Here is a 14985-nt window from a genome sequence, read left to right as displayed (position 1 = left end):
GTTTACCCGTGATCGGGTGCACATCCGAAGAGCGGAACAACCGGTCGGAATAAGACCGGTCGTTCACAGCGTCCTCGCTGTGATTGCCACCCCGCAAGCGGGATGGACTTTTTCAAAGGAACCTCGACCATCCGAAGATGGACGGGGTATCAACATATCTGGCGTTGATTTTTGGCACACTGTTGAGTTCTCAAGGAACGGACGCTTCCTTTGTACTCACCCGCAGAACATTTTCTGGGGCTTTCCTCCGGGCGCTTCCCTTCGGTCTTGCGTTTCCGACTCTATCAGATCTTTCCGATCCGATTTCCTCGGTGTGCTTTCCGGCCTTTCGGCCTTCCGGCGGTTCCGACTCTATCAGACTCTTTCGGGCCTGATTCCCGGTCAGCGGGAGTTGTCTTCACGGCTGTTGGGCCGTTCCGACGAGTGAGACTTTAGCGGAATCCCCCGCCCCGAAGCGAATCGGGGCCGGCGTCCTTTCGAACGCGGATTCTTCATTTCGCAAAGGCGCACGAAAGACAGACGACACAGAATGCCGTTCATCGAAGTGGGTCTTGCGGAATGGCTGTCCGGGGCCGACCGGGGTCGGTGCTCACGTCGGACAACTCGGAGAACACTACGGATGCCGGTACCCGATGTCAACCCACCCCCTGACGGCCCCTGGCGGCGTAGTCTTGGCCCATGACATCGCGCATGTGCCTCCACCAGTGGTGGGCCGCCTGACGGCGGCCGGCACCTTCGCATGCACCCACGGCCGCCGCCTCGGCGGCCGTTCGCGTTTCTCCCTCCGGGAGCCCGGCCGCTGAGCGCGGCGGCTTCGATCAGGAGACGGAGAACGGGATGAAGCGGATCTTCAGCGGGATCAAGCCGACAGGGCATCTGACCCTGGGGAACTACCTGGGCGCGCTGCGCAGGTGGGTCGAGGTGGACCAGCACCAGGCGGACGCGCTGTTCAGCGTGGTCGACCTGCACGCGCTCACGGTCGAACACGACCCGGCGCGGGTACGCAGACTCAGCCGTCAGGCAGCGACCCTGATGCTTGCCGCCGGCCTGGACCCGGATCTGTGCACCGTCTTCGTGCAGAGCCATGTGGACGAGCACGCCCGGCTGTCGTACATCCTCGAGTGCACGGCCACCGACGGCGAGCTCCGGCGCATGATCCAGTACAAGGAGAAGAGCGTCCGGGCGCGCGCGGCCGGACAGAGCGTGCGGCTGTCGCTGCTCACCTACCCGGCGCTGATGGCGGCGGACATCCTGGCGTACCAGGCCGACGAGGTGCCCGTGGGTGAGGACCAGACGCAGCATGTGGAGCTGACCCGCGACCTGGCGGTGCGGTTCAACCAGCGCTACGGGCACACCTTCAACGTCCCCCGGGCCACACCCCCGCCGGTGGCGGCCCGGGTCATGGACCTTCAGGACCCCACGTCGAAGATGGGGAAGTCGCACGAGTCCGGCGCGGGCATCGTCTATCTGCTGGACGAGGCCGACGTGGTGCGCAAGAAGATCATGCGGGCGGTCACGGACAGCGGGCATGACGTCGAGTACGACCCCGAGAGCCGGCCCGGCGTCGCGAACCTGCTCGAGATCCTCTCGGCCTGCTCGGGCCGGAACCCGAAGGAGCTGGCCGGTGCGTACGAGTCGTACGGGGCCTTGAAGAAGGACACGGCCGAGGCGGTGCTCGAGGTGCTGAGGCCGATCAGGGAGCGGCACGCCGAGCTGGCGGCCGATCCCGGACACGTCGACGCAGTCCTGAGGAAGGGAGCGGAGCGGGCCAGGGGCATGGCCCGTCCGACGGTGGACGCCGCCTACCGGGCGATCGGACTGCTGCCGGCCGCATGACGCAACGCGGAACGTGGAGAACCGCGGCGGGGCGCCGGTCAGCCGTTGCCGGAGGCCAGTTCGCGGCTGCGGTCGCGGGCGGCCTCGAGTGCGGCGATCAGGGCCGCCCGTACGCCGTGGTTCTCCAGTTCGCGGATGGCGCTGATGGTGGTGCCGGCCGGCGATGTGACGGCTTCCCGCAGTTTCACCGGGTGCTCGCCGCTGTCCCTGAGCATCACGGCCGCGCCGATGGCGGCCTGGACGATCAGGTCGTGGGCCTGGGCGCGCGGAATGCCGAGCAGGATCCCGGCGTCCGTCATGGCCTCGACGAGGAAGTAGAAGTACGCCGGACCCGAGCCGGAGAGGGCGGTCGCCGCGTCCTGCTGCGACTCGGGGACGCGCAGCGTCTTGCCCACACCGCCGAAGATCTCCTCGGCGTGGGCGACGTGGTCGGCCGTGGCATGGCTGCCGGCGGAGATCACGGACATGCCCTCGTCCACGAGCACCGGGGTGTTGGGCATGACCCGGACGACGGGCGTGCCCGCGGCCAGGCGCTCCTCGATGAACGCGGTGGTGATACCGGCCGCCGCGCTGATGACGAGTCGGTCCGCGGTGATGTGCGGTCCGAGTTCGTCGAGGAGCTTGCCCATGTCCTGCGGCTTGACGGCGAGGATCAGGGTGTCGGCGCGCTTGGCGGCTTCCGCGTTGGTGACGGGCTCGACGCCGTAGCGGGTGCGCAGTTCGTCGGCTCGGTCGGTACGGCGAGTGGTGACCAGCAGGTCCGCGGGGCGCCAGCCCGCGCGGATCATGCCGCTGAGCAGGGCTTCACCGATCTTGCCCGTACCGAGGACTGCGACTGTCTGGGTCATGGCTGAAGTTCACCTCGCCGGTGGGGATACGTGCGCACATCCTGTCACCGGGGACGGGGTCGTGCCGCGATCGTCCGAGTGTCGGTACGCGCGCCCTGCGGCCCCGGGGGTCAGGCGGTGCGGCGGCGCAGGGTGGCGGCGCCCAGGGCGAGGACGACCAGTGCGCAGACGGCGACGACCAGGACGTCCCGTACGAAGTCGCCGGTGACGTCGGGATGGCGCAGGACCTCGCTCATGGCGTCGACGGCGTAGGACATGGGGAGCACGTCGGAGATCGCTTCGAGGACGGGCTGCATCGTGTCGCGGGGTGCGAAGAGGCCGCACAGCAGCAGCTGGGGAAAGATCACGGCCGGCATGAACTGGACCGCCTGGAACTCGGAGGCGGCGAAGGCGGAGACGAACAGTCCGAGTGCCGTGCCCAGAAGCGCGTCGAGCAGTGCGACGAGGAGCAGCAGCCACGGCGAGCCGACGATGTCGAGGCCGAGACCCCACAGGGCGAGGCCGGTGGCGAGCAGGGACTGGATCACTGCGACGAGGCCGAAGGCGAGGGCGTAGCCGGCGATCAGGTCGGCCTTGCCGAGCGGCATGGCGAGGAGTCGTTCCAGGGTGCCGGAGGTGCGTTCGCGCAGGGTGGCGATGGAGGTCACCAGGAACATGGTGATCAGCGGGAAGATGCCGAGCAGCGAAGCGCCGATGGAGTCGAACGTGCCGGGGCTGCCGTCGAACACGAACCGGAGCAGGAAGAGCATCACGCACGGCACGAGCAGCATCAGGGCGATGGAGCGCGGGTCGTGGCGGAGCTGCCGCAGGACCCGCGCGGCGGTCGCGAGGGTGCGGGACACGGAGGGCGCGAAGGCCTGCCGCGGAAGGGTGGCGGGAGTCGGCTGGGAGCTCATCGGCGGCTCTCCTGAAGGGCGTCGGCCTCGTCCACGAGGTGGAGGAAGGCCTGTTCGACGGTTTCCGAGCGGGTGCGGACGCGCAGGTCGTCCGGGGCGTCCTCGGCGAGGATCTCCCCTTCGCGCATGAGGAGGAGACGGTGACAGCGTTCGGCCTCGTCCATGACGTGGGACGAGACGAGGATCGTCGCTCCGCGTTCGCCGGCGAGGCGGTGGAAGAGGTCCCACAGGTCGCGGCGGAGGACGGGGTCGAGGCCCACGGTGGGTTCGTCGAGGACGAGCACCTCGGGGGTGCCCAGCAGGGCGACGGCGAGCGAGACGCGGCTGCGCTGGCCGCCGGAGAGCCGGCCGGCGAGCGAGTCGGCGTGCGAGGCGAGGTCGACGTCCTCGATGGCTCGCGTGACGTACTCGCGGCGGGCGTCGCGGTTGCGGCGGCCGGGGAGGAGGACGGCGGCGAAGTATTCGAGGTTCTGCCGGACGGTGAGGTCGTCGTAGACGGACGGGGCCTGGGTGACGTAGCCGACGCGGGGGCGGAGCTCGGCGGCGCCGGCGGGGCGGCCGAGGATCTCGAGGGTGCCGTCGACCTTGGCCTGGGTGCCGACGACCGCGCGCATCAGCGTGGACTTCCCGCAGCCGGAAGGCCCGAGGAGGCCGGTGATGCGGCCGGACAGGACCGAGAAGTCGAGGCCGCGCAGAACGGTGCGGTCTCCTCGTACCACGGTGAGGCCGCGGGCGAGGACGGCGACGCCGGAAGAATTCATCATGCGATGAATAATGCTCCCGCCGACAGGAAGCCGTCAAGCACGAAGCCGTCACGCACCGGTACGTCACGCACGAACGCCCGGCCGCACCCCTGCGGGGCGTGACCGGGCGTTCGGGTTCGTGTCGCCGTCAGCGGCGCTTGGCGCGGCCCTTCGTCCCGCGGGCGGCCGGGTTGCCGGAGCGGGTGCCGCGGCGCTTCTCGTACTGCCTGAGCGCCGACTCGTACTCGGCGCGGCGCAGCTTCTCGCCCGGCGCCTCACTGAGGCAGCGCAGGGCGTACGCGATGAGCGAGCCGATGAACCCGATCGCCTTGAGGCTGCGCAGCGAGTCCTCCGACGGGGAGCCGTCGGGCCGGCGGGAGAAGCCCTCCCAGGTCTTACGGAACGCGATGGCGCTGCACACGGCGAACATCACGACGACGAGGACGTTCACGAAGCTGCCGACCTCGGCGATGGCCAGTCCCTGGTAGGCGAAGCGCAGGAGCAGGGCGGCCGCGAAGGCGGTGATCAGCGAGCCGGCGGCGACACCGGCCCGGCGCAGCCCGTACCTCCCGTCGTGGCCGACCCATGTCGTGCCGAAGAAACGGATGGGCTCGGGCTCCGGGCCGCCGCCGTTCGCCGTGGTGTTCTCGCTCTGGTCGCTCACGGGGTCGATTATCCCCGGTGCGCCGGCGGAGGGTCAGGCGCAGCGCCGGGCGACGTAGCCGTCGCTGCCGGTCTGCACGTACGCGTCCGCGACGAACTCGCCGTTGGCGATGTTGTCCCAGATGTTGCTCGTGCCGTAGGTACCGGTGACGGTCTCGCCGGCCTTCTGGCAGTTGATCGGGACGGTCGCGCCGTACGGCAGGATCCTGACCAGCCGGTAGTCCGTCCCCGGCCCGCTGCGCACATTGAGACGTACGCCGGGGGCGACCGGGTACCGCTTCACCGTCATGGTGCCGACCGATTCGGCCTCGATCGCGTCCGTCTCGGCAGCCGCGTTCCCGGCCGCTGTGTTCTGAGCCTCTTCAAGAGCCATCGGACTTCCCCCCGTTGACGTGGATGAGTGGCATTGCGCCGCGCGCAGGCTAGCAAGCCATGGCTGGATCGCACGCATCATCGACTAGGCTCCGTGCGTCGCGCGTGCGCACCATCAGACGGGGGTGGGAGATGCCACCGCTGCGCAGCACCGGGCCGTTCCCGGAAGCGGAGCATCCGGAATATGCAGGGCAGTACCGCCTCGAGGCGGTGCTGGGCAACGGAGGGATGGGCGTCGTCCATCTGGCCACCTCCGCCTCGGGTCTGCGGCTCGCGGTCAAGGTCATTCATGCCGAGCACGCCCTGGACCCGGAGTTCAGGGCGCGATTCCGGCAGGAGGTCGCCGCCGCCCGGCGGGTCAGCGGGGCTTTCACCGCGCCGGTCGTCGACGCCGACCCGGACGCCGGCCGGCCCTGGATGGCCACCCTCTTCATCGAGGGCCCGACACTCGCGGACCGGGTGAAGCGGAACGGCCCGCTGAACCCGGCGGAGCTCGTCAGGGCGGGCGCCGGGCTCGCGGAGGCGCTGCGCGACATCCACCGGGCCGGCGTGGTGCACCGCGACCTCAAACCCAGCAACGTGCTGCTGGCCGGGGACGGGCCGAAAGTCATCGACTTCGGCATCTCGCGTCCCACCGACAGCGATCTGCGCACCGAGACGGGAAAGCTGATCGGCACACCGCCGTTCATGGCGCCCGAGCAGTTCCAGCGGCCGCGCGAGGTCGGGCCCGCGGCGGACGTGTTCGCGCTGGGTGCGGTGCTGGTCCACGCGGCGACGGGGCGCGGGCCGTTCGACTCCGACAGCCCGTACATCGTGGCGTACCAGGTCGTGCACAACGAGCCCGACCTGACGGGTGTGCCGGAGCAGCTCGTACCGCTGGTGGCCCGCTGTCTTGAGAAGGACCCGCAGGCACGGCCGACGCCGTACGAACTGATGGTGGCGCTCCGGGCGTCCTCGCCGTCCTCCGCGTACGACACCCAGGCCTACATACCGGCGCAGCGCGATCCCGCTTCCGGTGAGAACCCTGTTTCCCCGGCACCGCCCGCACCCTCCCCGGTCGCGAAGCCGGTTGCGGACGCACCCGCCGGCGCGTCCCCCGCGCGGCGGGCCGGACGGCGCTGGGCCGTCGCCGCGGCCGCGTTCGCCGTGCTGGCCGCCACGGGCACCGCAGCCGTCGTCGCCCTGGACGGCGACTCCCCCGCCGGCGACCGCACCACACCCTCCGCCGAACAGCGTTTCCGCCCGTGGAACGTCCCGCTGCGGGACGGCGCCGTCTCCGGCGTCCCGGTGTGCACGGCCGGCGACGGCGACGCCCTCTACTGCGCCGCCCCTGGCGTCGGGACCACCCGGCTGGACCCGGCCGACGGCACGACGGTCTGGACGGCGAAGGAACGGATGGCCGGTGACGCCGCCGCGCAGAGCGACGAGGGCCTCGTGCCCCACGCCGCCGGCGGGCTGCTGCATGTGGTGACGCCCGACGGTGACCGCTACCAGGCGCTCGACCCGGAGACGGGTGCGGTGCGCCGGGAGCTGGACGCCTCCGGACATCCGACCCTGCGGGCCGTCGGCGACACGGTCCTGCTGGTGTCGGACGCCGGGACGGTGCAGGCGATCGACGCGACGACCGGCGAGGAGCGCTGGCGGAAGCGGCACGGCGGGCCCGGTACCCAGTGGCTGTCCGACCCGGGCGGCGACGGTCCGGCCCTGGCCGCCACCCCGTCGGCCGACGGGACCTCGACCCTCGTCACCGCCGTCGGTCCGATGAGCGGCGATCTGCTGTGGACCGAACGCCTGCCGGGTTCGCTGACGCCGGTACAGCTCTCCGGCGGCGTGCTGTATCTCCTCTCGGCCGGCACCGACGGCTTCACCGGCGCGGTCGTCACGATCGACACCGCGACCGACAGCCGGGCCGTGCGCAGCATCCCCCTGACCGTCCCGGTCGACCAGGCGCAGGCGACGGTCGCGGGGAGGACCGTCTACATCTCCGGTTCCGGCGGCTCGCTCTTCGCGGTGGACACGGCCCGGCCGGGTCCCGGTGCCGACGGCCCCGAGCTGTGGCGCCTGGAGACCGGGGTCGCCCACCTCTCGCGCCCGGTCACCGACGGGCGGGCGGTCTACCTGTCCGCCGCCGACGGGCGGCTGCTCGCCGTCGACGCGCGGCTGGGCAGGATCACCGGCCAGACGGGCCTGCGGATGTCCGACGACGGTTCGACCTTCTCGGCGCTGCTGCCCGCACCCGTCACCACGGACGGGAAGGTGTACGCGAGCGCACCGGACGGCCAGGTCTTCGCCGTGGACGCGAAGGACCCGGCGCGCTGGTGAGCGCACCGGGTCCACAAGCGGTCGGGCGGGTCAGCCCAGCTTGGACACGTCCCTGACGGCGCCCCTGTCGGCGCTCGTCGCCATCGCGGCGTAGGCGCGCAGCGCGGCGGACACCTTGCGTTCCCGCGACTTGGGGGCGTAGACGCCGCCCAGGGCCGCGCGCCGGGAGGCCAGCGTGGCGTCGTCGACGAGGAGTTCGATGGTGCGGCCCGGGATGTCGATGCGGATGCGGTCGCCGTCCTCGACGAGCGCGATCGTGCCGCCGGAGGCCGCCTCCGGGGAGGCGTGGCCGATCGACAGGCCCGAGGTGCCGCCGGAGAAACGGCCGTCGGTGATCAGGGCGCAGGTCTTGCCGAGGCCGCGGCCCTTGAGGAAGGACGTCGGGTAGAGCATCTCCTGCATGCCGGGGCCGCCCTTGGGGCCCTCGTACCGGATGACCACCACGTCGCCGTGGGTGACCTCCTTCTTGAGGATCTTGTCGACGGCCTCTTCCTGCGACTCGCAGACCACGGCGGGGCCCTCGAAGGTCCAGATCGACTCGTCCACACCGGCGGTCTTCACGACACAGCCGTCGACGGCGAGGTTGCCGCGCAGCACCGCGAGTCCGCCGTCCTTGGAGTACGCGTGCTCGGCGGAGCGGATGCAGCCGTTCTCCGCGTCGTCGTCCAGCGCCTCCCAGCGCTCGGACTGGGAGAAGGCCGTGGCGGAACGGACGCAGCCGGGCGCCGCGTGCCACAGCTCGACGGCCTCGGCGGACGGCGAACCGCCGCGCACGTCCCAGCTCTTGAGCCAGTCCGCGAGCGAGGGGCTGTGCACGGAGTGCACGTCCTCGTTCAGCAGGCCGGCGCGGTGCAGCTCGCCCAGCAGGGCGGGGATGCCGCCGGCGCGGTGGACGTCCTCCATGTAGTACGTGCGGTCCTTGGCGACGTTCGGCGCGACCTTGGCCAGGCAGGGCACCCGGCGCGAGACGGCGTCGATCTCCGTGAGGCCGAACTCGACGCCCGCCTCCTGGGCGGCGGCCAGCAGGTGCAGGATCGTGTTCGTCGAGCCGCCCATGGCGATGTCGAGGGCCATGGCGTTCTCGAAGGCCGCGAAGGTGGCGACGTTGCGCGGCAGGACGGACTCGTCGCCCTGCTCGTAGTACCGCTTGGTGATGTCGACGACCGTCGCGGCGGCGTTCTCGTACAGCGCCTTGCGGGCGGTGTGGGTGGCGAGGACGGAGCCGTTGCCCGGCAGGGACAGGCCGATGGCCTCGGTCAGGCAGTTCATCGAGTTGGCGGTGAACATGCCCGAACAGGAGCCGCAGGTCGGGCAGGCGTTCTCCTCGATACGGAGGATGTCCTCGTCCGAGATCTTCTCGTTGACCGCGTCCGACATGGCGTCGACCAGGTCGAGCGTGCGGACCGTGCCGTCGACGAGCGTCGCCCGGCCGGACTCCATCGGGCCGCCGGAGACGAAGACGGTGGGGATGTTCAGCCGCAGGGCGGCGTTGAGCATGCCCGGGGTGATCTTGTCGCAGTTGGAGATGCAGATCAGGGCGTCCGCGCAGTGCGCCTCGACCATGTACTCGACCGAGTCGGCGATCAGGTCGCGGGAAGGCAGCGAGTAGAGCATGCCGCCGTGGCCCATGGCGATGCCGTCGTCGACGGCGATCGTGTTGAACTCGCGGGGCACGGCGCCCGCCGCCTTGATCGCCTCGGACACGATCCGGCCCACCGGGGCCAGGTGCGTGTGCCCGGGGACGAACTCGGTGAAGGAGTTGGCGACGGCGACGATCGGCTTGCCGATGTCCTCGCTCGCTACGCCCGACGCCCGCATAAGGGCGCGGGCGCCCGCCATGTTGCGGCCGTGGGTGACAGTGCGGGACCTCAGCTCGGGCATCGTCGCTCGCTCCTCGTGACGGGTGTACCTGCCTCGAGCGTACGCCGCCGCTCCAAGATCTGGACAGCTTGTCCGGAATGCGGGACGCCCGGCTCAGTCCTCGGTCGGCCGGCCGTCGCTCGCTCCTCCGTCGGCCGGGCCGTCGCTCGGTCCTCGGTCGGCCGGGCCGTCGACGTCCTCGGTCAGGTAGCGCTGCAGCGACGGTGCCACCATCCGCACGATCTCCTCCGGGTCCACGGACGCCAGCGGCTCCACCTGGACCACGTACCGCAGGATCACGATGCCCACCATGTGGGAGGCGGCGAGCTCGGCCCGGAAGCGCGGATCCGGTACGTCCAGCTCCGCCGCCACCCGCTCCAGCAGGCGCCGCAGCACGAAACCTCGCAGCACCTTGGCCGCCGCCTCGTGGGTCAGCGCGGAACGGACGATCGCGAGCAGGGGCGCGCGGGTCGCCGGGTTCTCCCAGATGCCGATGAAGTAGCGCGCCAGGCGTTCCCCGATCCCCGCCTCCCCCTGGCCGAGGATCTGCGGCAGCGCCATCGCCGGTTCGAAGGAGACCTCGATCGCGGCCGCGAAGACGTCGTCCTTGCTGCCGAAATAGTGGTGGACGAGTGCCGCGTCGACCCCGGCCGCCCGGGCGATCCCGCGCATCGTCGCCTTGTCGTAACCGCGCTCGGCGAACTCGGCCCTGGCCGCCTGAAGGATGCGTTCCCGCGCGCCGGGCCCCTCGTCGGCCGCCTTACGGGCGGGACGGCCGCGCCGCCTGCGTTCCTCCGTCACGAGATGCGGGTGGCCGACGCCAGGTGCAGCCGGGTGAAGGCCAGCGCCTCCGCGAGATCGGCCTCGCGTTCGGCGGCGGACATGGCCCGGCGGGTGTTGACCTCGATGACGACATGGCCGTCGAAGCCCGTGCGCGCGAGCCGCTCCAGCAGTTCCGCGCAGGGCTGGTCGCCCCGGCCGGGCACCAGGTGCTCGTCCTTCGCGGACCCCTTGCCGTCGGCCAGGTGCACATGGCCGAGCCGGTCGCCCATGCGGTCGACCATCGCCAGGGTGTCGGTGCGGGAGGTCGCGGTGTGCGACAGGTCGATCGTGAAGTGGCGGTAGTCGTCCTTGGTGACGTCCCAGTCGGGGGCGTAGGCGAGCATCTCGCGGTCCCGGTAGCGCCACGGGTACATGTTCTCCACCGCGAAGCGCACGTCCGTCTCGTCCGCCATCCGCCAGATGCCGCGGACGAAGTCGCGTGCGTACTGGCGCTGCCAGCGGAACGGCGGATGCACCACGACCGTCGACGCGCCGAGCTTCTCCGCCGCCGCCTTCGCGCGCTGGAGCTTCACCCACGGATCCGTGGACCAGACCCGCTGGGTGATCAGCAGACACGGCGCGTGGACCGCGTGGACCGGCATCCGGTGGTAGTCGGAGAGCCGGCGGAGCGCCTCGATGTCCTGGCTCACGGGATCGGTCCACACCATGACCTCGACGCCGTCGTAGCCGAGGCGTGCGGCGACCTCGAAGGCTGTCGCCGTCGACTCCGGATAGACGGAAGCCGTCGACAGGACAACCTTCGCATCCGGGATACGCACGACTGGTTCTGCCACGGGGAACAGGGTACGGGGCCGGACTAGTCGGCAGGGAGGTGATCCAGGCGGCGGAGGATCACGCCCTCACGCAGCGCCCAGGGGCAGATCTCGAGTTCGTCCGCGCCGAAGAGGTCCATCGCACCCTCCGCCACCAGGGCTCCCGCGAGGATCTGGCGGGCCCGCCCCTCCGACACACCGGGCAGGCCGGCGCGCTGCTCGACGGTCATGGCCGCCAGCTTGGGGACCCACTCCTCCAGTGATTTACGACTCAGTTCCCTCTGCACGTACAGGCCCTCCGCGGAGCGCGCGGCGCCGGTTATCCGGGCCAGCTGCTTGAAGGTCTTGGAGGTCGCGACTATGTGGTCCGGCTTGCCGAGGCGGCTGAACTCCCCGACGACCTTGGCGATCTGGGCCCGCACATGGCGGCGCAGTGCCTTGACGTCCTGAGCGTCCGGCGGGTCGCCGGGCAGCATGCCCGCGGTGAGCCGGCCCGCGCCGAGCGGCAGGGACACGGCCGCGTCGGGCTCCTCGTCCATGCCGTAGGCGATCTCGAGGGAACCGCCGCCGATGTCGAGGACGAGCAGCTTCCCGGCGGACCAGCCGAACCAGCGGCGGGCGGCGAGGAAGGTGAGCCGCGCCTCCTCCTCGCCGCTCAGCACCGTCAGGGCGACGCCGGTCTCTTCCTTCACCCGGGCCAGCACGGCGTCCGCGTTGGTGGCCCCGCGCACCGCGGAGGTGGCGAAGGCCAGCACCTCCTCGCAGCCCTTGTCCTCCGCGGCCTGGAGGGCCTCGGTGATCGTGGCGACGAGGCGGTCGACGCCGTCGTCACCGATCGCCCCGTCCTCGTCGAGCAGCTCGGCGAGGCGCAGTTCCGCCTTGTGCGAGTGGGCGGGCAGCGGCCGTGCGCCGGGGTGTGCATCCACTGCCAGCAGATGCACCGTGTTCGAACCGACGTCGAGGACTCCGAGTCTCATGGACGGAACGCTACTGCGGCCGCCCGCATACGCTGGACCCGTGCCAAAGACGAAAAAGGCGAAGCCGGGCAAAGCCAGCCCTCCGGAGAAGACCGAGACCGACGAGAAGGGCCTGGACTTCGCCCGCGCCTGGGTGGAGTTCCCCGACCCGGCCGACGACGAACAGGTCTTCCGCTGCGACCTGACCTGGCTGACCTCGCGCTGGAGCTGCATCTTCGGCAGCGGCTGCCAGGGCATCCAGGCGGGGCGGGCGGACGACGGCTGCTGCACGCTGGGGGCGCACTTCTCCGACGAGGACGACGAGAAGCGTGTCGCGGAGCACGTGGCCCGTCTCACGCCGGACCTCTGGCAGTTCCACGACGTCGGCACGAGCACGGGATGGGTGCAGAAGGACGACGACGGCGAGCGCCAGACGCGGCGCTGGGAGGGCTCGTGCATCTTCCAGAACCGCCCGGGCTTCGCGGGCGGCGCGGGATGCTCGCTGCACATCCTGGCCCTGCGCGAAGGCCGCGAGCCGCTGGAGACCAAGCCGGACGTGTGCTGGCAGCTGCCCGTGCGGCGCACGTACGAGTGGATCGACCGGCCCGACGACTCACGCGTCCTTCAGGTGTCCATCGGTGAGTACGACCGCCGCGGCTGGGGCCCGGGCGGTCACGACCTGCACTGGTGGTGCACGTCGGCGACGTCCGCGCACGGCGCCGGCGAGCCGGTGTACGTGACGTACCGCCCCGAGCTGACGGAGCTGATGGGCAAGGCCGCGTACGACGTCCTGGCCGGCCTGTGCGAGGCCCGCCTGGCCTCCTCGCTCACCATGGTCGCCCCGCACCCGGCCGATCCGGCCGTCTGAGACCCGCCGGCCCGGCATGATCCGAACGAGAGGCCCTAGGGCCGGCGCACGCGCACGCCGGTCTCGGTAGGCGGCCGCACGGCCGGGGCCGGCGCACGCTCCCGTCGTGGCCGAGGTGTGCGCCGGCCTCGGAGGCTGTGGCCGTCGACTCCGGGTGACCCACGCGCCGCCGGCCGGGCCCGGCGCACGCGCACGCCGGCTCCGGGAAGGCGGCCGCACGGCCGTAGCGGTACAGGGCCGGGCGGGGGCGTTCCGGGCAGGCCGGCGCCCATGCGCCGTCAGTTCGCCGGCGGTGGTGTCGCCGGCTCCGTGGGCGGACCCGTCGGCGGGTCCGACGGGGTCGGGTCCGGCGCGGGCGACGACGGCGGTTCCGAGGGCGTTGGGCTCGACGGCGGCGGGCTCGACGGCGGGGTCGGGTCCGGCGACGACGGGGGCGGGCTCGACGGCACGCTCGGGTCCGGGCCCGGCGACGACGGCGGCCTCGTCGCGTCACCGTGGCCGCGGATGAAGACGACCGCCCCGGACGGATCGACGCCCACCCGTGCCCGCCACGGCCCGGCCGGCTCCCGCGAACGGTCGACGATCACATACAGGGTGATCGTTTCGCCGGGGACCAGCGTGCCGGACGACCGGCTCAGGTGGAGCCAGGACGCACCCGTCCACGCCGACCAGTGGACCGGCGAGCCGCCGGACGCCGTGAGCGTGATGCGGGTGCGGTCACCGGCCGGCTCCGCCTCGACGGTGATCCGGCCGGGCCCCACCCGGCCCGGGACGGACGGCGGCGTGATCCTTTCCGCGCTGACGACCTCGACGGAGACGTCGGGCGAGCGGCGGTTCGCCGTGAACCTCGGGTCGGGCGTGGTGCTCGCGTTGCCCGCGTTCTCGTAGTGGTCGTACGGGTCGGCGGCCGAGCCGCCGGCGCCCGCCCGTTCGTCCGCGCTGGCCGCGGGACCGCGGGCCTCCCCCGTCAGCGGGGCGCCGCGGTACGCCGCCCACAGGGCGAGCACCGGAGCGGCCACGACGGTGGCCACGACCGTCGTCGTCACCGCCCGCGCGCGCAGCCGGTCCCGCCTGGCCGCGTGGTCCTTCGGGTCCAGCGGGAAGCCTCGGGGGCCGAACCGTGGCCCTCCGGCCCGCGCCCTCGGGACGTGCAGCATCGCCATGTACGCGGCCGCCCTCGGCGCCTCGACCAGCGGCAGCGCGGCGGGCGTGACGGCGGAACCCGGCCAGGGCCCGCCCGCGCCGGCGCGCTCGGCGGCGCGCCGGCAACGCGGACAGTCGTCGACGTGCCGCACGAGTTCCTGGCGCAGCGCCGCGGAGAGCAGCACGCGGTTGTCGCCGGTGAGCCGGCCGACCGCGGGGCAGTTGCCCGTCTCGACGACGGCGAGCGCGGCGCGGGTCCGCTCGACCTCGCAGGCGGCGGCCGCGAGGAGGTCGCGCGTGGCCGCGGGCTCCGTCCCGAGGACGGAGGCCACCTGGCCGGCGTCGAGCCCGTGCCGGACGGCGAGTTCGAGCGCCTCGCGCTGCTCGGGGGTGGTGCCGGCGGCCTCCGGCCATGCCAGCAGGGCGAGTTCGGCGCGGTGGCGCTCCGCGGTCCCGGGGCTCGTCCCGGCCGCGCGCTCCTCCGCGGCGGGCCGCCCGGTGTGCGCGCCCTGGCGCCTGCGCCGTTGCTCGGTCAGCCGGCGCAGGCAGGCCCACCGTGCGAGCGCGTACAACCAGGCCTTCCGCTCGGCCGTGTCGCCGGGGCAGCGCCCCTGCTGGCGTTCGGCGATGGCGAGTACGTCACCGAGGACCGCCGTGGCCGCGTCGTGATCGCAGAGCACGGACAGGCAGTAGGTGAACAGGCCGTTCAGGTACGGCTCGTAACGTGCGGGCGGCCGCCCGGGGGACGTACGGGGGGCGCGTCGGTGCGCCCGGTGTGCGCCGGTGGTGTGGGTAGGGGATTCCAGCCTGCTGCTCGTCACTCGGTGACCGTAGGGGCAGGACGGTGGCCCCTTCGCACCCCTTGAGCACTTTTAACCCCTAC

At 72.0% G+C, this 14985-nt stretch carries 13 protein-coding genes; 3 read left to right on the top strand and 10 right to left on the bottom strand.

All coding sequences use genetic code 11. The features are described from left to right. The first annotated feature begins 837 nt into the window (after positions 1 to 837). Positions 838 to 1836: a tryptophan--tRNA ligase gene (trpS, locus tag AB0K36_RS32275; protein WP_364600995.1), complete on the top strand. Its 999-nt coding sequence runs from the start codon at positions 838 to 840 to the stop codon at positions 1834 to 1836. A gap of 38 nt (positions 1837 to 1874) precedes the next feature. Here trpS and proC read toward each other — a convergent pair whose 3' ends face one another. From proC to AB0K36_RS32250, 5 genes are all read right to left on the bottom strand, one after another. Then, positions 1875 to 2684: a pyrroline-5-carboxylate reductase gene (gene proC / locus AB0K36_RS32270; protein ID WP_364600993.1), complete on the bottom strand. Its 810-nt coding sequence runs from the start codon at positions 2682 to 2684 to the stop codon at positions 1875 to 1877. A 110-nt stretch (positions 2685 to 2794) separates the two neighbouring features. Further along, on the bottom strand, positions 2795 to 3580 hold the full coding sequence (locus AB0K36_RS32265) for an ABC transporter permease (protein ID WP_364600991.1): 786 nt from the start codon (positions 3578 to 3580) through the stop codon (positions 2795 to 2797). Further along, the gene (locus AB0K36_RS32260; protein ID WP_364600989.1) at positions 3577 to 4344 is read right to left on the bottom strand and encodes an ABC transporter ATP-binding protein; all 768 of its coding nucleotides are present in this window, start codon (positions 4342 to 4344) and stop codon (positions 3577 to 3579) included. The genes AB0K36_RS32265 and AB0K36_RS32260 overlap by 4 nt, the downstream gene beginning before the upstream one ends. A gap of 127 nt (positions 4345 to 4471) precedes the next feature. Beyond that, entirely contained in the window at positions 4472 to 4987 is a 516-nt protein-coding gene (locus AB0K36_RS32255) for an MFS transporter (protein WP_364600987.1), read from the bottom strand. 33 nt (positions 4988 to 5020) lie between these two features. Further along, the gene (locus AB0K36_RS32250; RefSeq protein ID WP_364600985.1) at positions 5021 to 5359 is read right to left on the bottom strand and encodes a peptidase; all 339 of its coding nucleotides are present in this window, start codon (positions 5357 to 5359) and stop codon (positions 5021 to 5023) included. Between the two features lie 131 nt (positions 5360 to 5490). Here AB0K36_RS32250 and AB0K36_RS32245 point away from each other — a divergent pair, with 131 nt between their 5' ends. Next, entirely contained in the window at positions 5491 to 7680 is a 2190-nt protein-coding gene (locus tag AB0K36_RS32245; protein WP_364600997.1) for a protein kinase domain-containing protein, read from the top strand. Between the two features lie 30 nt (positions 7681 to 7710). On the opposite strand, the gene ilvD is transcribed toward AB0K36_RS32245, so the two are convergent. From ilvD to AB0K36_RS32225, 4 genes are all read right to left on the bottom strand, one after another. Then, entirely contained in the window at positions 7711 to 9561 is a 1851-nt protein-coding gene (gene ilvD / locus AB0K36_RS32240; RefSeq protein ID WP_364600983.1) for a dihydroxy-acid dehydratase, read from the bottom strand. A 93-nt stretch (positions 9562 to 9654) separates the two neighbouring features. Next, the gene (locus tag AB0K36_RS32235; RefSeq protein WP_364600981.1) at positions 9655 to 10341 is read right to left on the bottom strand and encodes a TetR/AcrR family transcriptional regulator; all 687 of its coding nucleotides are present in this window, start codon (positions 10339 to 10341) and stop codon (positions 9655 to 9657) included. Then, entirely contained in the window at positions 10338 to 11156 is an 819-nt protein-coding gene (locus AB0K36_RS32230; RefSeq protein WP_189470320.1) for a sugar phosphate isomerase/epimerase family protein, read from the bottom strand. The genes AB0K36_RS32235 and AB0K36_RS32230 overlap by 4 nt, the downstream gene beginning before the upstream one ends. A gap of 23 nt (positions 11157 to 11179) precedes the next feature. Beyond that, positions 11180 to 12112 (bottom strand): Ppx/GppA family phosphatase, encoded by a 933-nt coding sequence (locus AB0K36_RS32225; protein WP_364600979.1) that lies wholly within the window; start codon positions 12110 to 12112, stop codon positions 11180 to 11182. Between the two features lie 40 nt (positions 12113 to 12152). Between AB0K36_RS32225 and AB0K36_RS32220 the strand changes: the two genes are divergently transcribed. Next, positions 12153 to 12959, top strand: coding sequence for a DUF3109 family protein (locus AB0K36_RS32220; RefSeq protein ID WP_364600977.1), 807 nt, complete (start codon positions 12153 to 12155; stop codon positions 12957 to 12959). A 278-nt stretch (positions 12960 to 13237) separates the two neighbouring features. On the opposite strand, the gene AB0K36_RS32215 is transcribed toward AB0K36_RS32220, so the two are convergent. Next, a complete protein-coding gene (locus AB0K36_RS32215; protein WP_364600975.1) occupies positions 13238 to 14923 on the bottom strand; it encodes a BACON domain-containing protein in 1686 nt (561 codons plus the stop codon). Positions 14924 to 14985: the final 62 nt, after the last annotated feature.

The sequence above is a fragment of the Streptomyces kurssanovii genome, assembly GCF_040677245.1.
Taxonomy (GTDB): domain Bacteria; phylum Actinomycetota; class Actinomycetes; order Streptomycetales; family Streptomycetaceae; genus Streptomyces; species Streptomyces kurssanovii.
Note: the sequence above shows the minus strand (reverse complement) of the source record. Positions and strands in the feature narration are given on the sequence as shown.